General features: G+C 53.8%; 19 protein-coding genes and 1 tRNA gene. 2 read left to right on the top strand and 18 right to left on the bottom strand.

Features of this window, described 5'->3' with window-relative positions; translation table 11 throughout:
* The 4 genes from ACLTX1_RS12255 to ACLTX1_RS12240 form a co-directional block, all read right to left on the bottom strand.
* A partial coding sequence (locus ACLTX1_RS12255; RefSeq protein WP_412331042.1) for a hypothetical protein occupies nt 1-256 on the bottom strand: 256 nt, incomplete at its 3' end.
* Nucleotides 257-303: 47 nt separating this feature from the next.
* The gene (locus ACLTX1_RS12250; RefSeq protein WP_308449143.1) at nt 304-1,701 is read right to left on the bottom strand and encodes a dockerin type I repeat-containing protein; all 1,398 of its coding nucleotides are present in this window, start codon (nt 1,699-1,701) and stop codon (nt 304-306) included.
* A gap of 218 nt (nt 1,702-1,919) precedes the next feature.
* A complete protein-coding gene (locus ACLTX1_RS12245; protein WP_308449142.1) occupies nt 1,920-3,329 on the bottom strand; it encodes a sodium:alanine symporter family protein in 1,410 nt (469 codons plus the stop codon).
* A gap of 265 nt (nt 3,330-3,594) precedes the next feature.
* Nucleotides 3,595-3,671, bottom strand: a tRNA-Arg gene (locus tag ACLTX1_RS12240).
* Between the two features lie 198 nt (nt 3,672-3,869).
* Between ACLTX1_RS12240 and ACLTX1_RS12235 the strand changes: the two genes are divergently transcribed.
* On the top strand, nt 3,870-4,751 hold the full coding sequence (locus ACLTX1_RS12235) for a serine hydrolase domain-containing protein (RefSeq protein WP_412331041.1): 882 nt from the start codon (nt 3,870-3,872) through the stop codon (nt 4,749-4,751).
* 101 nt (nt 4,752-4,852) lie between these two features.
* Here the strand turns inward: ACLTX1_RS12235 and ACLTX1_RS12230 are convergent, their stop codons facing one another.
* The 12 genes from ACLTX1_RS12230 to ACLTX1_RS12175 form a co-directional block, all read right to left on the bottom strand.
* Complete coding sequence (locus ACLTX1_RS12230; protein ID WP_412331040.1) at nt 4,853-6,235, bottom strand: MATE family efflux transporter; 1,383 nt, start codon at nt 6,233-6,235, stop codon at nt 4,853-4,855.
* The gene (locus ACLTX1_RS12225; protein ID WP_412331039.1) at nt 6,232-6,693 is read right to left on the bottom strand and encodes a MarR family winged helix-turn-helix transcriptional regulator; all 462 of its coding nucleotides are present in this window, start codon (nt 6,691-6,693) and stop codon (nt 6,232-6,234) included. The genes ACLTX1_RS12230 and ACLTX1_RS12225 overlap by 4 nt, the downstream gene beginning before the upstream one ends.
* Before the next feature lie 182 nt (nt 6,694-6,875).
* Nucleotides 6,876-8,705, bottom strand: a complete 1,830-nt coding sequence (locus ACLTX1_RS12220) for a hypothetical protein (RefSeq protein WP_412331038.1) — start codon at nt 8,703-8,705, stop codon at nt 6,876-6,878.
* Nucleotides 8,706-8,984: 279 nt separating this feature from the next.
* Entirely contained in the window at nt 8,985-9,800 is an 816-nt protein-coding gene (locus tag ACLTX1_RS12215) for a TPM domain-containing protein (protein ID WP_412331037.1), read from the bottom strand.
* 13 nt (nt 9,801-9,813) lie between these two features.
* On the bottom strand, nt 9,814-10,899 hold the full coding sequence (locus ACLTX1_RS12210; protein ID WP_308449136.1) for a hypothetical protein: 1,086 nt from the start codon (nt 10,897-10,899) through the stop codon (nt 9,814-9,816).
* A 40-nt stretch (nt 10,900-10,939) separates the two neighbouring features.
* Nucleotides 10,940-12,232: an SPFH domain-containing protein gene (locus ACLTX1_RS12205; protein WP_412331036.1), complete on the bottom strand. Its 1,293-nt coding sequence runs from the start codon at nt 12,230-12,232 to the stop codon at nt 10,940-10,942.
* A gap of 231 nt (nt 12,233-12,463) precedes the next feature.
* On the bottom strand, nt 12,464-13,165 hold the full coding sequence (locus ACLTX1_RS12200) for a TetR/AcrR family transcriptional regulator (protein WP_308449133.1): 702 nt from the start codon (nt 13,163-13,165) through the stop codon (nt 12,464-12,466).
* 145 nt (nt 13,166-13,310) lie between these two features.
* The gene (locus ACLTX1_RS12195) at nt 13,311-16,442 is read right to left on the bottom strand and encodes an ATP-binding protein (RefSeq protein ID WP_308449132.1); all 3,132 of its coding nucleotides are present in this window, start codon (nt 16,440-16,442) and stop codon (nt 13,311-13,313) included.
* Nucleotides 16,443-16,597: 155 nt separating this feature from the next.
* A complete protein-coding gene (locus ACLTX1_RS12190) occupies nt 16,598-17,617 on the bottom strand; it encodes a WYL domain-containing protein (protein WP_308449131.1) in 1,020 nt (339 codons plus the stop codon).
* A gap of 204 nt (nt 17,618-17,821) precedes the next feature.
* Nucleotides 17,822-18,358 (bottom strand): TIGR00730 family Rossman fold protein, encoded by a 537-nt coding sequence (locus ACLTX1_RS12185; RefSeq protein WP_308449130.1) that lies wholly within the window; start codon nt 18,356-18,358, stop codon nt 17,822-17,824.
* A gap of 143 nt (nt 18,359-18,501) precedes the next feature.
* The gene (locus ACLTX1_RS12180) at nt 18,502-19,098 is read right to left on the bottom strand and encodes a zinc ribbon domain-containing protein (protein ID WP_308449129.1); all 597 of its coding nucleotides are present in this window, start codon (nt 19,096-19,098) and stop codon (nt 18,502-18,504) included.
* A gap of 15 nt (nt 19,099-19,113) precedes the next feature.
* Nucleotides 19,114-19,557 carry a hypothetical protein gene (locus tag ACLTX1_RS12175; RefSeq protein ID WP_308449128.1) on the bottom strand — a complete coding sequence of 148 codons (444 nt, stop codon included), beginning with the start codon at nt 19,555-19,557 and terminating at the stop codon, nt 19,114-19,116.
* 176 nt (nt 19,558-19,733) lie between these two features.
* Here ACLTX1_RS12175 and ACLTX1_RS12170 point away from each other — a divergent pair, with 176 nt between their 5' ends.
* Complete coding sequence (locus tag ACLTX1_RS12170; protein WP_395506562.1) at nt 19,734-21,470, top strand: hypothetical protein; 1,737 nt, start codon at nt 19,734-19,736, stop codon at nt 21,468-21,470.
* Nucleotides 21,471-21,529: 59 nt separating this feature from the next.
* On the opposite strand, the gene ACLTX1_RS12165 is transcribed toward ACLTX1_RS12170, so the two are convergent.
* Nucleotides 21,530-22,816: a hypothetical protein gene (locus ACLTX1_RS12165; RefSeq protein WP_343285151.1), complete on the bottom strand. Its 1,287-nt coding sequence runs from the start codon at nt 22,814-22,816 to the stop codon at nt 21,530-21,532.
* Between the two features lie 10 nt (nt 22,817-22,826).
* Entirely contained in the window at nt 22,827-24,686 is a 1,860-nt protein-coding gene (locus ACLTX1_RS12160; protein ID WP_316518489.1) for a hypothetical protein, read from the bottom strand.
* Nucleotides 24,687-24,855: the final 169 nt, after the last annotated feature.

Raw genomic sequence — 24,855 nt, 5'->3', positions numbered from 1 at the left:
GCTGCCTGCGATGAATTTCCCGGCGGCGCCGTTCACGAGGATCACGTATCTGCCGTTTGACCTTGTAAACATAGCACGGGATTTTTGTCCAGTGCAGGCATTCCCTCAAATACCAAAACCGATACGCCCCCAGAAATACACGGTATCGACCGTCTGCTTCAAGTGTCACACCGATGGGATATTGCAGTAACTCCATCACGTCCGGCTTAGAAAGCTTCGAGTTTTCAACGGCGTGATAGCTTACTTCGCCGGACATGTCAATCCTGTCTGCATCGATGAGATGGCATCTCCATTTTATGCGGTTTAGTCCCGCTGCATTTTGGCGTCGAGCAGAACAAGGTCTGCGGCATCGGGCCTGCCATTTTCATTTAAGTCGGCGGCAAGCGCGGCTGTGTCGGTCAGTTCCGTCTCCCCGACGAGCACACGCTGCAAAAGACGCATATCGGCCGTATTCACGGTGCCGGAAGCGTTGATGTCGCCGGGCACAATGACCGTATACAGCTTGTCGTCGATCAGCACGCTCATGCCGGTTTTCAGCCTACCGGAGGCCGCTGCGGAGGATGACGTGTACACTTCCACTTCCGCCTGTGGGAATGCTGCCCGTAGCTTTGCTGCCGTAACGCCCGGTTCTGCGTATAAAATGTGGCCGGAAACACGCAACTTCGCCGTGACATCCGGATCCGGCGTGGCGGTCGGTTTCGGTGTAGCCGTTGGCTTCGGCGTCGTGCTCGATTTTGGGGTAGCCGTCGGCTTCGGCGTTTTAGAGGGCTTTGGGGTCGCGGTCGGCTCCGGCGTAGGTGTCGGGATGGGCGAAGGTGTGGGCGTAGGCTGCACAAATGTACCGAACGACTCTCTGCACAGTGCGCCGTTTTGCCAGATGATCGCTGCATTTGCGGTGAGTGCAGCCGCTTCGCCGGAAAGCGTGAATAACTCCGCCTTGTCGCCGCGGCGCACGCGCGAGACCTCCGAGGTGTCCGAAAGCCAGTAGAGCATGTCGCCGCTCAAAACGGCCTCCGTCACGATCGTGTCTTCCGCCCACTCTTCTCCGGAAAACAGGCGCACTTCGCCCTGCATGTTGACGTACACGTCGCTGCCAAGCAGCTTATACGGCCGCGCAGCCGGCGCATAGGTAAACGCCGTGCCGGAAAGTGTCGGCACATTTCCCGCAAGCGAAATCTGCACGGCACTTTCCGAAAGCAGCACATAAAGCGTACTATCCACCGTCTGTATGCCGAATATTTTGTCTTCAAATATGAATTCCGTTAGGGGCTCACCCGCCGCGTCAAACACTTGCAATGTGCTCGGCGCACCGTAGGTAACAGCATAAAGCCTGCCCGCGCTGTCGCTTTCCGCAAAGCGCAGGCCGCTCGTCACAGGCAAAGCGAACAGGTCTGTTTCCTCCAATGTTTCCGCACTGAAACGCTCCACGGCAAGGAACTCCTCGGTTTCGGCGAAAACCGTTACGGTATCGCCATGCAAAACGGCATATTGCCCGTTAAACGGTGCTTCGGCGGAACGACCGTCCGGGCGATACAGCACCGTCGTACGACCGGTGTAGACCAGTATCTCGCTTTCACCATAAGTTTCATACAGTAAAACCTGCGCATCCTTGTCTTCCGTGATGCTCTGCGGGGCAAATCCGCAAAGCAAAAGTAAAAAGAGAATTGCCGCAGCACCCGCAAAATATCGCCGTTTTTTCATGTTTTCGTCCCCTCTCTGCGCCGAACGAACTTCTTGACAAGAGTATATCGTAATCCGTTGAACATTTAAATAGTTTTTCGGCAATTTCTGCCATATTTTGCAATTTTCTAACAAACTCACCAAATGGCACGGGCGACTCTACGACATTTTCACATACAAAAAATCGCCGGAGCGCACTTGCCCCGGCGATTTTCCGCATACTATCTGTTATTTTTCTGTTATTTTTTGAGCTTACGCCCGTCTTCTTTCGCAAAAAATTCCTTTGTCAGCTTCACCACCGTGCCGGAAAGCAATAACAACGCGATAAGATTCGGAATACTCATCAGGCCGTTAAAGGTATCGGCGATGTTCCACAGCAGGTCAAGGTTGACGGTTGCGCCGAGGATTGCGACGAACGAATAAATGACGAGGAACGGGCGCACGGCCTTACTGGTGCGGAACAGAAATTCCACAAAACGCGAGCCGTAAAGGCCCCAGCCGATGATGGTCGAGAACGCGAAGCAGCACAGCGCGACCGCAGAGAAAATGGAAGCCCAACTGCCGTAGGTCGTCGTAAAGCCGGAAATCGTCAGGTCTGCGCCCGCCATGGTGCCGTAATTCACCGCCGTGCCGCTGCACAAAATGACAAGCGCCGTCAATGTGCAGATGACGATGGTATCGACAAACACCTCAAAAATGCCAAACACACCCTGTTTTACAGGCTTTTTCGTATCGGCGCAGGCATGCGCGATAGAACCCGTGCCGAGGCCGGCCTCATTGGAGAAAATGCCGCGGGAAACGCCGCGCTGCATGCTGATGAACAGACTGCCGATGGCACCGCCCGTGAAAGCCTTCGGGTTAAACGCGCCAACAACGATCGATGCCAGTACCTCCGGCAGACGCGTAATGTTCAGGACAACCACGCCAAGCCCCAAAAGCACATACAAAAGCGCCATAAACGGCACGAGCTTTTCGCTCACACTGCCGATGCGCTTGATGCCGCCCAGCAGCACCATAGCAACGAGCATTGCGCATAAAATGCCGATGACAAGGTTCACCGTGGGAATGTGGTCCGTACCAATCACATTGTACTGCGTCAGCGCCGTATCGATAGCGGTTACAATGGTGTTCACCTGCGTAGCGTTTCCGGTACCAAACACCGTCAGCGCGCCGAACAGCGAATACAGCACCGCCAAAAATTGCCAGTGCCTACCGAGGCCGTTTTTAATGTAATACATCGGCCCGCCGACCCACTCGCCGGTCTTGCTGCGCTCACGAAAATGCACTGCCAACGTAACTTCCGCAAACTTTGTGCACATACCGAGCAGTGCGGAACACCACATCCAGAATACCGCGCCCGGGCCGCCTATCGCAATAGCGCCCGCCACACCGGCAATGTTGCCCGTACCCACTGTGCCGGCCAGCGCCGTGCATACAGCCTGAAACGGCGTCATGGAACCGTCCGAAGCATCTTTTTTGCGGAACATGCGCCCTGCCGTGGTGCGCATGGCATAGGGGAATTTGCGGATCTGCAAAAAGCGCGTGCGGAAGCTTAAAAGCAAGCCTACGCCGATGATGCAGACCATGGCCGGAACACCCCAGATAAAATCGTTCACCGCTTTGTTTACGGCAGCTATGATCTCTAACATGATCTTCCAACTTTCGTTTCTCAAATTTGATGCGTTTTTCACTTTTCTTTCAGGCAAAGTCGAAAAACGCAGAATAATATTTTTTATTATACACACAGATGCAGGATGTGGCAAGTAAAAATGCGTATTTCTTTCGCACAAGGTCGGAAGACAAAAGTAATTTGTTGAATCGACCAAATACATTCAGCTTTATAAATCTTTTAATCGATAAAATCTATCTTAAAACAGAAAAAATCCACAAAGACCGAAATCTTTGTGGATTCCTTGGCGCGCTTGAAGGGACTCGAACCCCTGACCTACTGGTTCGTAGCCAGTCACTCTATCCAGCTGAGCTACAAGCGCATTTCTCAAGCAGCTTCATCATTATAAGCTCAAAAGTGCAATATGTCAACCCCTTTTTTAAAAAAACTTCAAATTTTCTCCGAAAATCTTATTTTAGCCAAAAATACTTGCATCGGCATTTTTATTGTGGTATTGTTTGACCAAAGACTTTATTCGTTCCCTTTACACCAACTCGATTTCATTTAGGAGGCGTTTACTATGATCGATCTTACCGAATTTGAAAGCCGTGCAGTGCCGCTTCGCGCACTCGGCGTTGTGGTCTCGCAAAACGGCACGCAGTTGGCCCGCAAGCTGTGGGACGATACCTGCCGCCGCAATGTGTATTCCGCAAGCAAAAGCTTTACTTCTATGGCAGTCGGCATTGCGCAAAAAGAGGGCCTGCTCTCCATCGACGAAAAGCTCACGGACGCATTCAAGGATGACCTGCCCGAAATCGTTTCCGACAACTTAAAGGCTGCCACGGTGCGCGATCTGCTCACCATGTGTCTCGGACAGGAAAAGAGCTTTTTAATGGGCGGCGAACGCCCGTACTATGAAGACCGCAACTGGGTGCGCCTTGCGCTTCGTCAGCCGTTCGTGTACGCGCCGGGCGAAAAATTCGTGTACAACAACGTCGGCCCGTATCTTGCCGGCATTCTCGTGCAGCGCCGCGCGGGCTGCGACCTTGTCCATTACCTGATGCCGCGCATGTTCGCGCCGATGGGCATTCCGCTGCCCACATGGGAAAATGACCCGAACGGTCAGACCTTCGGTGCAGGCGGCCTGTTCCTCACCATTGACGAACTGCACCTGTTCGGTCAGTTATTGTTGCAAAACGGCGAATGGAACGGCAAGCAGCTCATCCCCGCCGAGTGGGTCAAAGAAGCGACCTCAAAACAGGTCGAAAACGGCAGCGAGGGTTACGGCTACCTCTTCTGGGCAGGCCCCGAGGGTTCCTTCCGCGCCGACGGCAAATACGGCCAGTTCGTCATTTTGATGCGCGACAAAAACGCCGTCGTCACCGTCACCGCCGAAAGCCGCGATGCCGGTGCACTGCTGCGCGCCGTCTTTGAGGAGATCTACCCACAGCTTAAAATTTGAATCACAAGCAAAACGGCGCCGCACAGAGATAATTTACCCTGTGCGGCGCCGTTACCGCGTGCTCCGTATTTTCCGTATTGAGCGTCCTTTCGCAGCGCTTTTCAGCTTTCCGCAGCTTCTAACAGCTCAGGCTCGCTCGTTTTAGTTGTTTTATTATATTTTTTATAATACTTCGTTGTTTTCTGACGGTACAGCATCAAAAGGCCGCGCACGCAAAGCTCCGTCGCCATGGCCGTCCACATGCCCGGCAGACCGAAACTGCCGACGAGCAACAGTGCAAGCCCGATGCGCACCACCCAAATACTGCCGAGGTTCATCATACTCGGCACGAAGGTATCGCCGGTGCCGCGCAGTGCGCCCGCCGCAACGATGGAAACGCCGTACAGCGGTTCAGCCAGCAACCCGATGCGCAACGCCTGCGCCGCAAGCGCGCGGACGGAGAGATCGGGCGTCAAAATGCTGAATACAAACGGGCACAGGAACATCATCAAAAGTCCCGTTATCGCCATAAAGCCCGCGCCCATCACGATACAGATGTTGCCGTAGCGCTTGGCAAGGTCGGTCTTTCCCGCGCCGATGTTGCGCCCGACGAGCGTCGTCGCCGCCGAGCCGATACCGTAGCCCGGCATGTAGCACAAGCTCTCTGCCGTCACGGCGAAGGAGTTTGCCGCGATGGAGACTGCACCGAGCGGCGCAATGATCATGGTCGCGACGACCTGCGCGCTGCACATGGCGATCTCCTGCACACCGACCGGCAGACCGATCTTCAAAGCTTTTTTGAGAATTTCCGGGTTAAAGCCGTGCTTTTCGGTCTCTTTGCGGTTGAGCCGCAAATGCGGGTTGCACAACAGGCAGCGCCACGCCATCGTCAGGCTGACGACCGCACACGCACTCGCCGTGCCGATGCCCGCACCCATCACGCCGAAATGCGGAATGAAAATGGTATTGAACACCACATCGAGTAAACACATGGCGGCGTTTAAAATGCTCGGCGTCAGCATATCGCCGCTGCATTGCAAGAACGACGAGTTCAGCGAGTTGATCTGCGAGAACGGGATCATCAGCGCGTACACCATGAAGTATTTCGAGGCATCGTATCGAATAGCCGGGTCGCCGCCGAGCCACGTCGGCAGCATACTGTGGATGGAAAGCCCCAACGCGCACAAAATCCCTGCCACGCACAGCGCCGTGCACAGGCCGTGACGCACCACGCTTCTCGCTTCCGCATCACGTCCCGCGCCGATGTTATGCGCCACCTGCACGGAAAAGCCTGCCGAAACGGCGTATGTAATGCCGCCCAGCAGCCATGTGCTCGTGGATACCAGACCGATCGCCGCCGAAGCGTTCGCGCCGAGCGAACCCACCATGGCGGAATCGATATACTGCATCACGATGGTTGTGATCTGCGTTAAAATAGCCGGCAGGCTCAGTACCCAAACTTCCTTCACCTGCGGCTTCAGTTCATGCCAGCTTATTTTTTTCATGTCTCGCTCCCCGTTTCTTCAAATTCCCCTGTTGTAAAATAGCGGTGCATCACGCCGGAAAACCGGAACAGCTCCTGCACAAATTCCGGGTCTTTATCTTTAAAATACAGCCGAAAAAGCCGCTCCTCTGCCTCATACACGGGCTTTAAAACCTCATTCGCGTAGTCTCTGCCCGCTTCTGTCAGCGTTACGGAAAGCTCCCTGCGCTCGCCGGGAATGGGGCTCTGCACCACAAAGCCGCTCTTTTCCAGCTCTTTGATCAGCGTGTTCACCGTCGTTTTCGGGAATCCCCAGTCCCAGCAGATCTGCTTTTGCGTGTGCCCCTCGCCGTCGTTCAGCGCCGAAAGCAGCCACAGCATATTCGGTTTGATCTGCGCACTTTTCGAGAACACATCGTAAGCTGCGTCTATGCCGTACACCGCCTTGCCAAGCTGCCGGAAAAACGCATATCGTTCCATTTCGCTCCACCCCGCTAAAATACGAATTCGTATTTTATTTTAGCACGGGTCCGGACGGGTGTCAACCACGGTGTCGTGTAAATCGTAAATATTTTTTGAATAAGAATGTACAAACCCCCGCCCCGGGTACCGGCACAAAGCCGATTTCCGGGGCGGGGGTTCATTACTTTTAGGTTTTCACTTTACTTTTCGTGTCTCTTCTTTTTATAGATGAGCACCGCTGCAAGTGCGCCTCCGCTCAGCACGAGCGCCGCGCTGCCGAAAACGACCGGCAAGTTGCTGCTGCCTGTCTTCGGGTTATTGGGGTCAGCCTTCGGCGCCGGAGTTGGCGTAGCCGTCGGTTTTACCGTAGGCGTCGCGGTCGGAGCCGCCGTCGGGCTCGCAGAAGGTGCAGCCGTAGGCGTCGCGGTCGGAGCCGCCGTCGGGCTTGCAGAAGGTGCAGCCGTGGGTGTTGCCGTGGGCGTCGCGGTCGGAACCGCCGTCGGGCTTGCAGAAGGCGCAGCCGTGGGTGTTGCCGTCGGCGTCGCGGTCGGAGCCTCTGTGGGCTTTTCCACCAACGCGGTGATGGCATTTTCAATAGCCTGCGCCATTGCGTCTACCTCGTCTTGTTCCGTTATGTTCTTGTCGCGCACAACTGCGTTAATCGCCTCTTCCACAGCAGAAAAGTCCTTGTAGTTATCTTTTTCCAAAGCATTTGCCTTGGCAATGGCTGCGTCTACTTTCGTGTAGTCGGCAGGTAAATAAGTCATTGCAATCGTCTGCGTGTGCGTTGCCGTATCAGGCGTAATCGTTATATTGCCGGTGTATGCTTTGCAGTTATCGGCTGTTACTTCAACAGGGTAAGTTCCTGCTTCCAAACTGACAGAGCCGGTAACCTCCTGACCATTCACTTTAACAACAACATTGGTCAGACCGTCTGGCGTTACAACGAAAGAAACCGGATAGACAGCCTTTGTGATAAAATGAACATTTTTATATTTTGCAAAGTCCTGAGTACCGCTGGAAAGCAGGTCAATTTCTGTTCCTTCCGAGTCTACAGCTTTTGCATAGTTCAGGTGATAGCCATCGGCAATCACAGGCACACATGCATCGGAAATTGCAGGGGTATTGTCCTCATTCGTATTCTTTGCGTCAATCTCTGCTTCTTCTACGGTAAAAGTACCGTTACCGCCCATGGGGGATTTACCGTCAGTGGTTACTTTGGCGCCGTCTTTGATCAAAATATTGCCTTTTGCCCATATTGCACCGTCCGCAGTAGAGGTACAGTTTACCTCGCCGCCGTTAACCGTCAGATTACCTGCAGCATACAGACCGGGATAATAGCTTGTTGCTTTAACTTTAGATGCAGCAAGCTCAATATCGCCGCCGTTCCCTTCTTGATCTTTCCAGATATATGCTCCGTTACGTCCGTCCTGAGTCGCCTTAAGCGTAACATCGGCGCCGTTTATAATCTTCAGCCAATGGGCATCGATTCCGGCATACAAGCCGGTGGAATTCACTGTTGCCCCGTCAATTTCGACCATTCTTCCGGCTATGCCCAATCCGCCTTCAGCGTTTATTGTGACATTTGCTTTATCGGAAATCTTGACGTCAGCCCCTGTGCTAATTCCGTCGTAGTTTTTCCCGATAACGTTGATCACCAGTGTTCCATCGCCGGTAATCTCGACAGAATTGCTGTAATTGAGGTATATTCCCACTCCTCCGCCGGGATCGGTTCGGGTAATACTATTTGTCCCGGTCAACCGTATCTTCAACGTACTGGGGATAGTCGTTTTAATACCGTAGTCCGACAGGGTGTCGTTGTCAAGGGTAGCATTGTTCAAAGACAAGGTGTGAGTGGTCGGGTCATAACTTACTGTTCCACTGAAAAGATTATCCTTATTCTCAGACGTGACCTGTACGCCGTCTACCCAGATGTCGTAGACTGTGGGTTCCGCTGCCAGTGCTGTGGCAGGCAGGAGTCCAGCTACCATTACAATGCTGAGTAGGATTGCAAATAGTTTTTTCTTCATAACAGTTCCTCCATTTTTAATTTTCAGAACGTACCGTATATACTGTTTCTATTTTAATCATATACGAAGTTCAGCCAAAAATCAACCTATTTTCCTTTCTTCTTTCTTAAATTTTACGTTATTATTCACAACAAGAATTAAAAATCCGCATTCCCGGTTTTTGCGGAAATGCGGATTTAATTTCTATGAATTTATACGGTTTAGCTATGGTTTAAAACGCATTAGCCCATACCGCTGCCGCCGCAGGTCGCAAACGGAATCATCGCCTTGCCGGCAAAATCAGAACTTTCCGCCGCCACCGCCGTGGGTCGTGCCGGAGGACGACGTGTGCGTTGCGGAGCCGCCGGAAGAATCGTTGTCTTTCGGCTTTGCCGTGCGGTTCACGTGCGAGTAGAGGAACACGTCGTTTGCATACGCCACGTTCATGCTGCCGGGGCGCACATAATCCGACGCTGCCGCCTTACGGCGCACGGTTTTGAGCTGCCCGCGCATAAAGCCCGTCACAACGAGCGCCGCGACGAGGCCGATAGCAAGCGAAACCAAAATTGCCGGGCCCCACGGGAAATTCCCCACGGTGCTCTCCTCGTATGCCTCACCTTCCTCGTAGTAACCGCTCTGCACGCCCGAGATGTATTTGTCGCACATATCGGCATACGTCGAAAACGCGTCATAATAGTAGCCGCCGCTGAGGTCGCTCAAAAACGCATCCTCCATATTGCCGCGCCGCGCATCCGTAATGGCCGTAATGGCGCTGCCCGTCGTCGTTATGTACCAGTCGCGCTCTTCCATGCTGATGAGCAGCAGAACGCCGTCCGGGTTATACTTATACGAGTTGTAATCGTAAAAATCGTCCGCATATTCACGCGGTGTCTTGTCGCCGATGGAGTCTTCCGTCACAACGGCAACGTCCACGCTCAGCCGGTCGCTGATCTCATCAAGCTTCGCGAGCAGATTACTTTCTTCCTCGCCCGTCAAAAGGTCCGCGTTGTCGATCAGGTGCGGCGTGTAGTCCTCCGCCGTATCGGCAAACGCCGGAACAGACACAACTACACATAAAAGAACGGCAAAAAATACCGATAAAAGCTTTTTATTCATTCTCCGCACCCCCTTAGAACAGCCAGAACAGGAAATAGGCAATCAGCGCAATCACGCCGAAGCCTGCCGTAAGCCCGCCAAGCCACTTAAAGTACAGCCCGTTATCCACCGGCAGGTCGCCGACGAATTTGCCGGTCTGCCCATTCATCGCAAAGAGGTATTTTTTGCCCTTCCACGTCGTGTTCAAAAGCCACACGGGGTAAAGCGCGTACTTTGCCTTGCCGTTGTGCAGACGAATGGAGGAATTCTCCGTCGTGACGGAGTGATACCCCTTCACCGTGGAAGCGAATGCGTCTTCCGTGGAGCGCTTGATGCGCTCGTTGGCGCGGTCGATGCTCTGCTCGGCCGTCACATCGTACTTGTCCGCAAGGTAGCCCGCGAGATACGCCGTTTTAAAATCCACCGCATCCTCAAACTTGAACGGCTCAATGGATTCCATCAAATCGTCTGGCATCTTGGAGGAACCGTCCACCGGCACGCGGTCAAAGCCAATATCACCGCTGCGGCCTATCGAGTAGTAGCTTGTTTCCGTGTAATCGTAATCGCTGTCGCTCCAGGTGCGCACACGCGTCGCTTTATAGCGAATATCCGCATCGGCATCGGCATCAAACAGCCAAAACGGCACGTAAACGCCCTTGATTTCATCGATATGGTTCTCTTTTTTGAAAATCTTCGGCAGCAGCTTTTTGCCCTTATAATGCCGCTGCAAGGCTTCCTTTGCCGCCTTTTTGTCGATCTTGAACGGAATCACGTAATCGGGCTTCAAAGCGCCGCTCACCTGCCCCATCATCACGACCGGGTTGCCGCAGTACGGGCAGGAGGTCGCCGCCGTGTTTTCATCACAGACGATCTCTCCGCCGCAGGAGTTGCACACGTAACTGCGCAGCGTGCTTTCTTCGCCCTGCTCCCACGCGCCGCCGGCCGTGGTCTCCCAGTCCATTTCGTCGGGCTTTGCGTTTTGAACTTCTTCCTCGTGCGCGGTAAACGCTTCGGTGTCAAACTCCGTGTCGCAGTACGGGCACTTTATCTTCTGAATTTTACTGTCAAATTCCACAGCGCCGCCGCAGCAAGGGCATTTGTATTCTTTAATTGCCGCCATTTGCTCTCATCTCCTCACAGTTCAACGCAGGTCGCAACCTTTAGGCACGGTCATTTTCATCAAACGGGTCGCCGCACTGCGGGCAGAACTTCGGCGGGTGCGCGGGGTCTTCCGGCTCCCAGCCGCACTTGTCACAGCGGTACTTCGGTAAGCCCTCCGGCTTTTTCGCGCCGCAGTTTGCACAGAAATTGCCCTTGTTCACTTTACCGCAGGAGCAGGTCCAGCCGTCGTTATCCGGCTTCTTTGCCCCGCAGTTCGGGCAGAAATTGCCGTTGACCACCGTGCCGCACGCGCACTTCCAGCTGTCCGCAGCCTGCGCCGCCTGCTGCTGACCCATGCCGTACAGCGCCTGTGCGTTCATGCCGCCCGCATTCATAGCCATATTTACGCCCATAAAGCCGTTCATAGCACCGGCAGAGTTGCCCGCGGCCGTTTTCATCGCGTCCGACTGTGCGCCGACGAGCGTGGCCGCCGCCATAGTCGGGTCGCGCATCATCGCCGTGCGCTGTGCCTGCTTGATCATCTCGGCGTCCTCGTCCGGCAGTGTCACGGAGCCGAGCGCAATGCTGACGACCGTCAAGCCGCGCAGCTCGCCCCATTTCGCGGAAAGCGCCGTATTCATGGCGTCTTCCAGCTCCGTGTTGTGTGCCACAATCTGGTTCGGACGCAAACCGAGGTCGGAAAGCTTGCCGAACGCCGGCTGCAAAGCGCTGATGAACTCGTGCTTCAGCTGGCTGTCCAATTCGTCGCGGGTATATTCCTGCTCCACATTGCCGCACACATTCGTGTAGAACAAAAGCGGGTCCGCAATGCGGTACGAATATACGCCGGAGCAGCGGACGGAAACGTCCACATCCAGCCCGATCTTGTTATCGACCACACGGAACGGAATGGGATTCGGTGTGCCGAATTTATTGTCGATGAGTTCCTTTGTATTAAAATAATATACGCGCTGATCTTTGCCGGCATCGCCGCCATACGTAAAACGCTTGCCAATCTGCGCAAAGGTGTTTTTAATGCCCGCACTGAGAGAACCGGAGAAAACAGAAGGCTCGCTCAAAGCGTCATAGGTGAATTCACCCGGTTCCGCGCAAAGCTCCACCACTCTGCCCTGCTCCACGATCATCATGCACTGGCCGTCTGCCACCGCAATGCCGGAGCCGCTCGTGATGATGTTGTCACTGCCGCGCGTATTGGAGGAACGCCCGCTCGTGCGCTTCATACCTTTTGTGACAAGCACCTCTTTCGGCATCGATTCGCAATAGAAAAATTCTTTCCACTGATCCGCCATAACACCGCCCGCGGCGCCGACAGCTGCCTTAATAAGACCCATAAATAATTGCTCCTTTTCAATGGTTTCCGCACGTTATATTCCGCCCGGTGTTTATGCTCTAAGTTTAGCACAGAATTTTACTGTTTTCAATGAATTTCGACAGCACACTCAACAAATATTTGCGCTTTCCTCTGAATTTAGGGAAGCATCCATGATGGAAACCCATTTTTCAATTTTGAACCTGTGCCCAGAAAACCGGGTGCATATCCGTCTGTGCAGCTCTTTTTTAAATCAAATTTGCTTTGCCTCTTCGCCAAGCGTGAATTCATAGTGCATCTCAAGCGCGGCAAACAGCTTTTGCATCACTTCGTTTGCAATGGCACGGATGTCGAGGCTCGCAATCAGTGCCATAACCTCCCGCTGTTTTTCCTCCGGCACGCAATAAATGCGTAGTGTCAGCTGCAAAAAGCGCTCTAACTTGCGTTCCAGCGTAAAATACACGTCGCACGGACGCGCCATATATCCGCGCATAATCGCCGCCGAACCGATGTCCGACTCATAAAAATCGCTCACACTGTACCCGGGCATATACGCGCCGAAAATACGGTGCAGCATCTCGGCCGTCATCCTGTGGATGATTTCCAAATTTTCCGGCAGCGTGTACGCCTCCACGTAAATTTGGCGCAGGTTCTCGTTCAACTCTGCCAGCGTCAGCTGAATCGCCGTCTCCACCGCGTAGAGCTTTACGGGGTCTGTCTCCCCCTGCACAATCTGCCCCGCGATAGTAAACTGATTTTGAAACATGAACTCGGTCAGCTCGGTGAGCACACCGGCTTTCGTGCGGTACAAATTATAGAACGTGCCCGCGGAAACATCCGCTTCCGTCAAAATCTGCTTCGGCGGTGTATGCTTAAACCCCTGCTCCAAAAACAGACGCACACAGGTAGAAAGAATTCGCTTGCGCGAGGCCTCCTTTTCGTTGCGGTTTGCCATTTATACCCCTCTTTTCCCTGTTTTAGAATTGATTCTAATACTCCCAAATGAGTATACCACAACAAAAAGAAAAATCAAGTGTCGGTACACGAAAAAAGGGCAGCTCTTCGCCGCCCTTAACGAATATTTGTCTTTACCGCACGGGTTATATGTTCCGTAAGATCGCTTTTTTCAGCGTTTCGGCATTCAGCGGCTTCGAGAGATGCTCCGTCATACCGGCTTTGCGGCTGCGCTCCACATCTTCCGAAAACGCGTTCGCTGTCATCGCGATGATCGGCACCGTTTTCGCATCCGGCCGGTCCAGCGCACGAATGCGCTGCACCGCCTCAAGGCCGTCCATCACCGGCATCATGATGTCCATTAAGATCACGCCGATCTCGCCCGGCGCGGAGTTTCGGAAGGCCTCCACGGCCTCTTTGCCGTTCCACGCCTGCATCGTTTCGGCACCCATGTCTTCCAGGAAGAATTCCGCAATCTCCATGTTGAGTTCGTTGTCTTCGGCCAGCAGCACTTTCAGCCCGTGCAGAGCCGTTTCGTCCGCCGCGCCATTCGCCGCCTGCGCAGAGGGATGCTTGTCGATTTCAAACGGCAGCGTCACCGTAAACGCAGAGCCTTCGCCGAGCACGCTTTCCACCGTGATGGTGCCGTTCATCTTCTCGATGAGCTCCTTCACGATAGACATGCCGAGTCCCGTGCCCTGATACTGCGTGCGGGCGTCCTGCTTTTCCTGTGTAAACGGCTCAAAAAGCTCGTTGTTCACAAAATCTTCGCTCATACCGATGCCCGTATCACGTATTGTAAAACGGAATGTCGCCGTGTTTTCGTCACAGGCAATCTCCTCCGCATACGTTTCAATCGTGCCGTTTTCTTTATTGTATTTTGCCGCGTTGCTGAACAGATTCAATAAGATCTGCCGCAGATGCAGCGGGCTGCCGATAAGCTTTGCGTGCGCAAACGAAATCTTGCTGTAGGTATACACAATACTCGTTTTTGCCACCTGCGCTTCGTTCAGTGTGCGGACGTTCTTCATCAAATCGTCAAGGTCAAACGGCACATGCTCCGGCTCCATATGGCCGGATTCCAGTTTGCTCATATCCAAAACATCGTTGATGAGCGACAGCAGATGCTCGGAGGAAACATGGATCTTTTCAAGGCAGTCGTCCACGCGCTCATGATCTTCACGATTTTTCTTGATAATCTCCAGCATACCCATCACACCGTTAATCGGCGTGCGGATATCGTGGCTCATGCGGGAAAGGAACTCCGTCTTTGCTTTATTCGCCAGTGTTGCTTCGTCCACCTCAGCCCGCAAGCGCTCGTGCTCCTTCTGCTCCTGTGCATGGAACTCCGTGGTGTTTTTCAGCAGCACAAGGCTGTGGATCATCGGCTTTTCCTCGCTGCTCTTCGCATCGTATACGCGTGAAGACATCATCAGCGCCGTTTTCTGTATCCAGCGTGTCTCGCTGCCGGATACGCGCTCACAGTATTCCACCGTCACCTGCTTTTCTCCGCTCGCATAGCGTTCCAAAAGCTTTTCGGCCGTGTCGATCAACCGGTAGCTGCCCATCGTTTCGGGCAAAATCAGCATAGAATGACGGTGGCAATATTCGCCGTACGGACACGGTGCTTTCAAGTCCTCAATAAAGATGTCTGCGCCGCGTTCACGACGGAAATCACGCTCCACCAGATCATCCGTCAGATTCACGGAGTATACCGCATCCGCAGTCTCCAGCATCGCATCCACGTAACTGTCGTTTTCCAAAATAGACTGCTTCAGCTGCTCGTAATACTGCGTCAGTTGCTGCTTGGCGTCCGTCTCCGGCTGCGCACTGTCGATCGTCTCAAACGCCAGCAAGAAATGGTGCAGCGTGCCGTCCGGGTCTGCATCCACAAAAATCGCCGTCAGTCGCCCGTAGTCGGCACTGTTCGCGCCGAAAATCTTGTGCTGCAATTCCACCACGCAGTTCTTTTCGGAAAGCGCCTCGCACAGCGCCGTCAGCTGTAATCTGCTGCGCACCGCCTTGCGGTCTTCCTGTGCCACGCGTTCTTCTGCAATCTGCTCCACCGCGCCGGAATAACTGCCGTCCGCCACAAGGAAAAACGCCTCGCTCGCACGAATTACCCGGTAAGCGTCCTGCCTTGCGTCGCAGTACAGGCAATCGGAAAAGTTGCTGCCGTATTTTTTCATGCTTTTCAGCAGCCTGCGATCCAGCTTCTTTTCGGCCAATGCTTCCTCGCGCTTCACGTGGTTTTTGTTGATATACATGTTTTTGTCTGCGAAGATATACAAATCGCGCATTGTGCAGTTTTCGTTCTCGTCGGAGACCGAAATGCCAACCGCGTAGCTCACCGGAAAATCGGGGTTCGCCGCATTGTACGTGTCCACACGGTCGCGGATGAGCTGTAAGCACCGCTGCATTTCTTCCTTGTCCGCGCCGTCCATAATGGCGATGAATTCGTCGCCGCCCGCGCGACCCACAAAGTAATGCGCCGGCACCGCCTCGCGCACCAGCTCCGCAAAAATGCGGATGTACGCGTCGCCCTTTTCGTGGCCCATGCTGTTGTTGATGCGTCTCAAATTGTTGAGGTCAAAGCTGCAAACACCCATAGGCATCGTGATGATTTCCGGCGCGCTCAATAGCTCCTCACATTTATTTTTGTTCGGCAGCCCCGTCGCTTCGTCCATGTACACCTTTTTCTGCAAAGCGTGGTTCATGGCGGCGTAGTGCAGCGCCTTGATAAACTCATAACCGATCAGCATCATCAAAACTACGATATCCGCCGTGATGTACCGCTCCAAAACCGCCAAAGAGGATGCACGCTTTTGCGAATAGGTTTCCGCAAGGCCCGTCGCCTCATCGCAAATGTCGAAAAACTTTTCGCTTTTGTCGATGATGTCGGTTTTCTCAAAACCCTTTTCGCGCACAAGATAAATCTCCTGCTTCAGGCTTTCAAAGCAAGAAGCCAACTCTTCCATTTTCGTCTGAAAACTCTTGTCGCCCAATCGCACAAGGGTAAGCTCGTCATCGCCGAAGCGCAGACCGTTGATAAACGATTCCACGCTCGTTATCATTTCGTCCTCCGCTTGCCCCGCAATCTCCATTTTGACAAGGCGCTGCGTTTTGCCGCGCACAAGGCCCGCATAGTTCACCACGCGCGCCGTGCCCTGAATGCCCGAGACCAGCACCATCATCCAAACGATCAGCGCCGCCAAAACCACGGCCAGCACGCCGATGGCCGCCTGCACGGCATTCGATATTTTCTTGTTTTCCCTCATATTCTTCACCGTTTCGAATCGTTTGGAGTTATACATTGCCGGACCCTTTCCCAAAATCTTACGGTTCATTATAGCACATTCACGTTCCGTCTTCAACACAAAAAAAGGCCCGACCTTTGTGCATCAAACTGCCAAAGGTCGGACTGCTGTTTACTTTACGCGCCGCACCGGCCGCACGTATTTCCAAAAGCGTTTTTCACCATTTCGGCATACTCCTTTTTCACGTTTTCCGGCTCCGTGATTCGGATTTTCCCACCGTAGCCGAACACCCAGCGGTAAAAGACAGGGCTTGCCGCCGTCTCCGTTTCCACGGTAAACGCGTCGTCGCCAAAGGCCTTTGTTTCCACATCTTCGCCGAATGCGTCCACCACCGCATTCATCATCGCGTTGTCACACAAAAGCGTCACGCGCTCACGACGGCTGTCATACATGCTTGTCATCGTGCGGATATGCCGCATCAACTCCTCTTTTTCGGGCCGCGGCTCCGCGTCCTCATCTAAAATCTCCGGACAACGGTCAATGCGGTCCACGCGGAAGCTCACAAGCTTTTCGTGCTTGTCGGAATACCCCACAACGTAATATTCATCTGTATTCCAAACAAGCTTATATGGGCTGAAAACATACGGCTTCCCGTCGTTTTTCAGTACACGGTTCTTGCCCGGACCGTAATGAAAATAGTAAAACGAAATTTTCTTCCGCTTTGCAATAGCCGCGTTGATCGTGTCCGCAATGTAGTAAATGCTCTCATTGCAGGATTTCCCGTTGTTCGCGCAAAACCCCTCCTGCAAAACCTCGGCCTCATAAACGCTCGTCAGCCGACAAAGCTTTTCAATCAGCTCCTCGCTTTTCTTTTCGGTGATGAATCCCGCAGATTCCACCGCGTCCGCAAGCAGCTTCAATTCCGGCATCTCAAATAAGCGGCTCGCAAGGTAATAGCGGTTCTGCGTCGTCTTGTGCGTGTAAATATCAAAGCCGCAGTCCGCAAGCTGCTTGATGTTCTTGCCGACGGTCGTGCGATGCACCGTAACGCCGCATTCCTTTTGGAGCTTATCCATAATGTTTTTTGTAGAAAGCTCGTGGTTTTCGTCGCTGTATGTGTTCAGAATTTTCAAAAGCGAGATCGTCCGCAGCTCGGCGTTGTCCTCCGCCTTCGGTGTCTTATTCGTCTTTGCCATAAAGCAGCACTCCTTTGCGCTCGTTCTGCTTTTATTATAGCGGACGAACTCCCACCGCACAAGTCCGGAAACCGTCAGGTGTCGCTTTTTCGCTCACTGCGGCTTCGTGATAAGCTCTGTCACCGCTTCGCCGTAAGACGGCACAAACGAAAAATTCTGCTGATATTCCTTCGCGTTCCATACAATATTCGGCATGTATATCCCTCACTTTTCCGCTAAAATGCGTTCGATCTCATCTAATGTGTCGGCAAAATAAATGCCCTCTTGCCGCTCCTTGGTCGAAAGCCCCATCTCGATCATATGGCCTAAAAGCGCCTTCAGCCCGTTGTAATATCCATTCAGATTATAAAGAATGCACGGCGCGTCTAAATGCTTCAGCGATACCTTCGACATCACTTCCGCAATTTCCTCCAGCGTGCCCGTGCCGCCCGGGAACGCGATAAACGCGTCGCCGAGCTCAATCATTTTCGTCTTTCTGTCCGTCATGTCCTTTGTCACAATAAGCTCCGTCAGCCCGTCGTGCTGCAGCTCGGAGTCCACAAAAAACTGCGGCTCCACGCCGGTCACTTTGCCGCCGTTTTGCAGCACGCTTTCGGCGATCGACCCCATTAGCCCGCATTTTGAGCCGCCGTAAATGAGGTCATGCCCGTTTTCGCCAATCCACTTGCCGAGCGCCTCCACCGCCTCTTGCAGCTTGGGGTCATTGCCCGCGTTCGCACCGAGATAAACCGTAATATTCATCTTCATCCCCGCCTTTCTTTTCCCTTATCATACAAGAATTCGCCGAAGATTTCAACCGCTTCACTCCACACGGTACAAAACATGCGCATAAAAAACGGCGGCGCAAAGCCTAAGCTCCACGCCGCCGTTTTGGGATATATAAATCAAGAGAGCGCCTGCCCGCATTCCGAGCAGAATTTACTGCCCGGCTTTACCGGCGCGCCGCAGCCCGGACACACCGTTTGTAGCTTTGCGCCGCAAGCGCTGCAAAACCTCGCGTTTGCGAAGATCTGCGCCCCGCACTGCGGACAGACTGCCCCCGCCGGAGCTGTCGGCGCCGCATTTACGGGTACGCCCGCCGTCCGGAAGCTCGTTGGCTCGCCCATCGTGCAGCGGTACACCACCTCAAAAATCTCGCTCGGCAGCTTTTTCTGCTTATACGCGCCGATGCCCGCCGTTACCGCCAGCGGCCACAGCAGAAAAAGCCCCACAGCGCCCGCGCCCAGCTTGTCCGCCCACTGGCCCTCGCCGAGCGTCACATTGAGCTGCGTGCCGTTTACCGTGAGCTCCACCGTCGTCGCCAGCTTCATGCCGGAAAGCGTGCGCAGCGTATCGGCCTGCGCCGCCTGAATGAGGTACCCGTTCGGTGTCGCCACGCTCTGCACCTCCATGCTCTTTTCGCCGCGCAAAAACGTCGTCACAGCCTCCAAAACCTGCTCTGCGGTCGCTTGGTTCAGCTCAAATACTCTCGATTCTTTCATGTCGTTCCCCCATTTCTATTTCACTTCGCGCAGCGCCTTCCAAAGCGCCGCATCATTTTCCAGTTGATAAGCGTCTTCTTCATACAGCAGGTTCCGCTGCTCAAACCGTATCATACACGTCGTGCCGTCTGTTTTCACAAACGTCAAACTCTGCTCGCTGTCCGTTGCACGCATGTCCGTTCTTTCGCCGATTTTCATCTCGCAAAGTGCGTCAAAAATCGTTTGCATCGCCGCCTTGTCCGTGATGCGGCAGAAAACGGGCGTGTCCATCGTGTAGCGATATTCCATGCAGTTCATCTCATTCACGTCAAATGTCTTTGCGAAATTCTCTGCTTCGCCGCCGCAAAACGCAAACACCTCGCCGGCTTCGCTTCTTTCCGCCGTCTTTCCTTCGCAGCCCGCAAGCAGCACGCACAAAACGACCAGCGCACACAGCAAAATAAAACCGCATCGCTTCATTTTCCCGCCCCCTTTTCTATCCCCTATCCTACCAAACAACCGTAACCGAAAAAAGCGTTTTCCCGGTTTGGTCATTGACACGCCGGAAAATGTCAAAACCCACTGCGTTCTCTTATGGCGGTTTCGGTCGAAGCGTGGTATAATCGCCTTAAATCAAGCATACGGAGGGAACCCGCATGAAATTTTGTGACCGTCTCAATTTATATATCGAAACACTCGGCTGCTCCGCCAAAACGCTTTCCGCCGTCTCCGGCATATCGGATGCCGCCATCAGCCGCTACCGCTCCGGCGAGCGCGAACCCGGCAGGGACAGCGAACAGCTTCTGCGGCTCGCACAGGGCATCTGCGCCATCGCCGCCGAAAGCGATTATTCTCCCGGCTTTTCGGAGGGCGAAGTTCTCTGCACCCTCCGCGCTTCCCTGCACACCGAAAAATCCGATTTTGACAGCGCCGTTCAAAACCTTAAAAACCTGCTCACCGCATTCGGCATCAGCTACGCAGAGCTTTCCCGCGCCATGAATTTCGACGCATCCTACCTCTCCCGCGTCTGCTCCGGACAGAGAAAACCCGCAAACACAGAGGAATTCATCACGCAGGTCTGCCGCTATGTCACAAGGCGGTGCCTGAAAAACGACCAAAAAGAAGCCCTCTGCGCGCTCGTCGGTACATCCGCAGAGCAACCTACAAAGCCCGAGCACTACACTGCGCTCCTCATGGAGTGGCTGTGCACCGCAAAGCAGCGCGATGCCGAGTCCGTCTCCAAATTTCTCGCGCATCTCGATACCTTCGACCTCAATGAATATATCGAAGCCATTCATTTTGAGGAGATTAAGGTGCCTTCGCTCCCGTTCCGACTCCCTGCCTCGCGCAATTACTACGGCATAGAGGAAATGAAGCAGGGCGAGCTCGATTTTTTCAAGGCGACCGCGCTTTCCAAATCCGCCGCCCCCGTTTTCATGTGCAGCGATATGCCCATGGCCGATATGGCGGAAGATCTCGACTTCGGTAAAAAATGGATGTTCGGCATCGCCGTCGCGCTCCGAAAAGGACTGCATCTCGATATAATCCACAACATAGACCGCCCGTTTGAAGAAATGATGCTCGGGTTAGAGAGCTGGATCCCCATTTACATGACGGGGCAGGTCTCGCCGTACTACTTAAAAGGCGTGCAGAACACCGTCTACTGCCACTTTCATTACGTCTCCGGCGCCGCCGCGCTCACCGGCGAGTGCATAAACGGCTTTCACGAAGACGGCCATTACCATTTCACAAACAACCGTGAAGAGGTGCAGCACAGCCGCCGCATCGCAGACCATCTGCTGCAAAAAGCGCAGCCTTTAATGGAAATTTATAAAGCCCCACAGGCCGATCTGTTCCGCGCATTCCTCAAAAACGACGCAGCCACCGTCGGCGCACGGCAAAACATTCTCTCCGCTCCGCCGCTTTATACCATGCCGGAAGATCTGCTCGGACGCATTCTAAAGCGCAGCGGCATGTCGGCAGCAGACGCAGAAAGCATCAACGCCGCACTCAAACAGCAAACGGAAAATATCGAGCAAATTCTCACTGTAAACACCGTCATCGACGAGCTCCCGCATGTAAGCGAAGAAGCGTTCCGGGCAAGCCCCCTCACGCTCTCGCTTTCAAACGCATTCATCGAAAACACCGTCACGTACACCTATGAAGAATACACAGCGCACCTTAAAGCCACCAAAATATTCGCTGAACAGCACCCAAACTACACCGTCCGTTTTGCGGAGAAACCCGCGTTCCGCAATATCCAAATTCAAATCCACGAAAACGAGTGGGTCATGCTGTCCAAAAGCAAAGCCCCCGCTATTCATTTCGTCATTCGCCACAGTAAAATGCTCAGCGCCTTCCAAAACATGATCTTGCCTTACGTTGAGGATTAACCGCCACCCGCGTCAACGGTGGTTAAAAGTTTTGCAACGTTCGCGGCGCTAATCGCCGTTTATTGCCGAATATATTCGCAAAAATCATTCACAACACGCTCCATCATTTCGTTATTCCGGCGCGAAACCTCGGCCGCGTTTTCCGCCTGCATGTTTCCCTGCCGTATCGCTTCCTGAATGTACTCGTCCGTAAATGTAAAGCTCGTCAAAGACTGTATCAAGATCGGCGCCACCGTCTCAAATTTTCCCTCCGGCGCAATGATGCCGAAAATGTTCGCGGCACCGCGTGAAGGCGTCACGTCCACACCGTTGATTTCATAACCGCCCGCGTCTAAAATGCTGCCCTCAAACATACCCGTGCAGGCCGCCCCTGTTTCCGATGTAAGGCTCGCTAAGATCGAAGCTTCCGAAACCGCATAGCTTGCAAGCGGCGTCGTAATGGGCGTTTCGCTCAAAACTGTCATGTTTTGAATTTTTGCAAATGCAAAACTCTGGGGCATGATGCTGTCGTAAGCGTCTTGGTAATCGTCCATCGCGTTTAAGCACCCCGCAAGCGTCGGGTCCTCCAGCACCGGCAAATATGTCAGCGGGTCATTGCTCGTGCTCATCGATTGATACTGCGCCTTCGCTTCCGCACTCTTAAAGTACGGGCCAAGCTCACCGTAATAGAAGATCTGCACATCCGGGTCATTCGGGTCCCACGCGCGGATGGAATAGCCCGCGTATTCGCCGCCGGTCATAATCTGCCACCCCTGCGGCAGCTGCATCGTGAACACCCCGCCGTCGTAATCAACCAACGTGTACGTCGCTTCAGGTGTCGGTTCCGCCGTCGGCTCCGGGGTCACGGTCACTTCCGGCTCGGGCGTCACTTCAGGCTCCGTCTGCGCATTTGAAGCTTCGGAGGACGCTTCCGTTTTTGATTCCGCCGTCTCCTCGTCCGGGTCTATCCCCGCCGCCTCAAACACCGTGTCCGTGCCGAGCGCATCATATGTCTTGCCGCCTAATACAACACACCCGTCCTCACGCAGCGTAAAGCTCATTTTGCTGCCGCTTGCGTCCGCAAATGTAAAAATATACCGCGTGTATTTGTCGTCCGTCTTTACAACTTCGCCGAGCGTCACAGCTTTCAACGCGCCAAAAATTTCTTCCGCTTGCTTTGCGTCCCGCACCGTTTTCGGTTCCGCCGCAAAGCTTCCTTTTTCTTCGTAAATCGTCAGGCTTTCCGCCGCAAATTTTCCCGCGCCGCTCACTTGGTCAAACAGCGCGTTTTTCGCGCCGCAGCCCGCAAAATTCAAAAGCAATACAAGCGTCAGCACAGCCGCCGTCATTCGTTTCGTTCGTGTCATGTTTGTCTCCTCAGTAGTTTAATCCCTGAATGTTCAGCACCGGCGCCAAATCGCAATCCACCACATACACCATGCCGCCGGACTGCTGCGCCTCCTGCTCCTTGTTGTACAAGTAGTTCGCCCATTCCTCCGCGCTCAGTGGCTGAATGAGCGACTGCAGCGCGTCCTGCGTCGCCGTAAACGGCAGCATCGTCGTCTCAATGAGGAAGTATTGCCCGGAGCCGCTCCACGTTTCCACCGCTGTCTGCGCGTGTCCCGGCGTGAACACAATCATCGCGTGCATGCTTGCGGATTCCAGCACGCTCGCCATTAAAACCGCCGTTTCGATGCAAATTCCGGAGCCGTTCTCTAAAACTGCGTCGGGCATCAAAACGCGCTGGCTCGCACTGAACGAATACGGCCCCATGTTGTAGCGTACGCCCATGCTGCTGATAGCGCTCTGTATCGCCGCCACCTGATAATACGTGATGTACGCGCCTTGGTCGGACGTAAAGCCGTACGCCGGCTGATACCCCGGCAGCATACCGTATTCCGTGCCGAAGCTTTGCTCCAGCCACGATACCGCATTACGGCGCACCTGCAAAATGCCGTCCGTTTCCGGCGTCATCCACGCCAAGATGTTGTCGTTCTGGATAATGCCGAATTCATCGCTGTAATTTTTATAATCGTATACGCTGTGCAGCTCAATGTTCTTCGTCTCCTGAATAATCGCCTCGCCCGTAATCGTGTTTTCCACACGCAGCGTCATCTGCGTGTCCTTCGTCGTTGAAAGGTCGGGCATATCGGTGAGCACCGGCGGCTTGATCATCAAATACGTCATCTCCGGCGTCAGTGTCACTTTCTGCTCATATTTCTGCGTAAAGCCCGCAATTTCCGCCGTCACCATCACGTCGGTGTAGCCCTTGTCCGTATATAAAAGCAGGTTGATCGCCGAGTCCATCGAGGGGTACAAATTCGGAAAAATCTCCTCAACGGTCGAGTAGTCCGAAAACACGATCGGCGCCTGCGCGTCATACGCGCCAACATCTTTGCCTCCCTCGCAGGCCGCCAGAATCTCATCCGCATACGCGTCGAGGTTCTCATCGAGCAAAAACGCGGCGTGGTTATATTCGCGGCTGTATAAATCGAACATCGTTTCCTCGTGCTGCCCGGAGGTAATGCCCACGCGCGAGATAAGCTGGTTTGCGGAATACAGTCTCAAAACGTCCGACCATGCAAGGCCCCACGAGCGCGATTCCATGTATTTCGTCATCACATCAAGGTTCGCAACGTATTTCGGCCACAGATCATTGAGCCACTCCGGCGTGTCCAACGTACTGAGTGCCGTTTTCACATTGCCCGCCGCCTCGTAAACGGAAATGAGGTACGCCTGCTCGTCGCTGCGGTCGCCGACCGTAGCCGTTACAAGCGGCTGCAAAGCGTCATACTGCGCCGTGTAAAATGTCAGCGCCTCCTGAATGCCGCCGATCACCTCAAGTGCGTCCTCAAAGTAAGCCTTCTGCTCCGCTTCCACAGCCTTGCCCTTTTCGGTTTTCGGCGCGTCGCAACGCTCGAGGCTCTGCATCTGCTGCCGCACCGCGCCCACCGCGTCGTTAAGCGCGTTTAGTTTCTCCGTGCACAAAGTATAATACTCGTCCAGCACGTCAAAGCCCTCTGCATTCACAGAATTCTCGTACACAATGCTGCTCTGCCCGGAAAGCTCGTCCGCCGCAGCTTCCACGTCCTTTAAAATGCTCTGCGTCTCCGTCACGGCCGCCGCCACCTGCTCCAAATACGCCTTGTCCTGCTGCACCATGCCGCATCCTGCAAACGATGTGCACAATAGCACCACCGCCAGAATAAAGCTTACCGCCCGTTTCCCATTTTTCATACGCGTCCCCCTTTTGCTCTACAGAATTATCCTTTGGTTCTATTATAACGAAAAGGTATGCCGCGTTTGAACCCGCTTTCCCGCCCTGTCCGTGACAAACCCGGAAACGAAAAGATCCTTCAAAATAGAAATAGCCGCCTGATTTCTTTTGAAAACCAAGCGGCTATGT

Source organism: Hominenteromicrobium sp. (genome assembly GCF_046974225.1).
Taxonomy (GTDB): Bacteria; Bacillota; Clostridia; order Oscillospirales; family Acutalibacteraceae; genus Hominenteromicrobium; species Hominenteromicrobium mulieris.
This window is presented reverse-complemented; position numbering and strand designations above follow the sequence as displayed.

What these genes read in the sequence shown, in the direction of transcription:
- ACLTX1_RS12205 (WP_412331036.1), bottom strand. Translation starts at nt 12,232, where the DNA reads ATGGGTCTTATTAAGGCAGCTGTCGGCGCCGCGGGCGGTGTTATGGCG.
- ACLTX1_RS12245 (WP_308449142.1), bottom strand. Translation starts at nt 3,329, where the DNA reads ATGTTAGAGATCATAGCTGCCGTAAACAAAGCGGTGAACGATTTTATC.
- ACLTX1_RS12200 (WP_308449133.1), bottom strand. Translation starts at nt 13,165, where the DNA reads ATGGCAAACCGCAACGAAAAGGAGGCCTCGCGCAAGCGAATTCTTTCT.
- ACLTX1_RS12230 (WP_412331040.1), bottom strand. Translation starts at nt 6,235, where the DNA reads ATGAAAAAAATAAGCTGGCATGAACTGAAGCCGCAGGTGAAGGAAGTT.
- ACLTX1_RS12175 (WP_308449128.1), bottom strand. Translation starts at nt 19,557, where the DNA reads ATGAAGCGATGCGGTTTTATTTTGCTGTGTGCGCTGGTCGTTTTGTGC.
- ACLTX1_RS12210 (WP_308449136.1), bottom strand. Translation starts at nt 10,899, where the DNA reads ATGGCGGCAATTAAAGAATACAAATGCCCTTGCTGCGGCGGCGCTGTG.
- ACLTX1_RS12160 (WP_316518489.1), bottom strand. Translation starts at nt 24,686, where the DNA reads ATGAAAAATGGGAAACGGGCGGTAAGCTTTATTCTGGCGGTGGTGCTA.
- ACLTX1_RS12165 (WP_343285151.1), bottom strand. Translation starts at nt 22,816, where the DNA reads ATGACACGAACGAAACGAATGACGGCGGCTGTGCTGACGCTTGTATTG.
- ACLTX1_RS12235 (WP_412331041.1), top strand. Translation starts at nt 3,870, where the DNA reads ATGATCGATCTTACCGAATTTGAAAGCCGTGCAGTGCCGCTTCGCGCA.
- ACLTX1_RS12195 (WP_308449132.1), bottom strand. Translation starts at nt 16,442, where the DNA reads ATGAGGGAAAACAAGAAAATATCGAATGCCGTGCAGGCGGCCATCGGC.
- ACLTX1_RS12170 (WP_395506562.1), top strand. Translation starts at nt 19,734, where the DNA reads ATGAAATTTTGTGACCGTCTCAATTTATATATCGAAACACTCGGCTGC.
- ACLTX1_RS12190 (WP_308449131.1), bottom strand. Translation starts at nt 17,617, where the DNA reads ATGGCAAAGACGAATAAGACACCGAAGGCGGAGGACAACGCCGAGCTG.
- ACLTX1_RS12225 (WP_412331039.1), bottom strand. Translation starts at nt 6,693, where the DNA reads ATGGAACGATATGCGTTTTTCCGGCAGCTTGGCAAGGCGGTGTACGGC.
- ACLTX1_RS12215 (WP_412331037.1), bottom strand. Translation starts at nt 9,800, where the DNA reads ATGAATAAAAAGCTTTTATCGGTATTTTTTGCCGTTCTTTTATGTGTA.
- ACLTX1_RS12180 (WP_308449129.1), bottom strand. Translation starts at nt 19,098, where the DNA reads ATGAAAGAATCGAGAGTATTTGAGCTGAACCAAGCGACCGCAGAGCAG.
- ACLTX1_RS12220 (WP_412331038.1), bottom strand. Translation starts at nt 8,705, where the DNA reads ATGAAGAAAAAACTATTTGCAATCCTACTCAGCATTGTAATGGTAGCT.
- ACLTX1_RS12185 (WP_308449130.1), bottom strand. Translation starts at nt 18,358, where the DNA reads ATGAATATTACGGTTTATCTCGGTGCGAACGCGGGCAATGACCCCAAG.
- ACLTX1_RS12250 (WP_308449143.1), bottom strand. Translation starts at nt 1,701, where the DNA reads ATGAAAAAACGGCGATATTTTGCGGGTGCTGCGGCAATTCTCTTTTTA.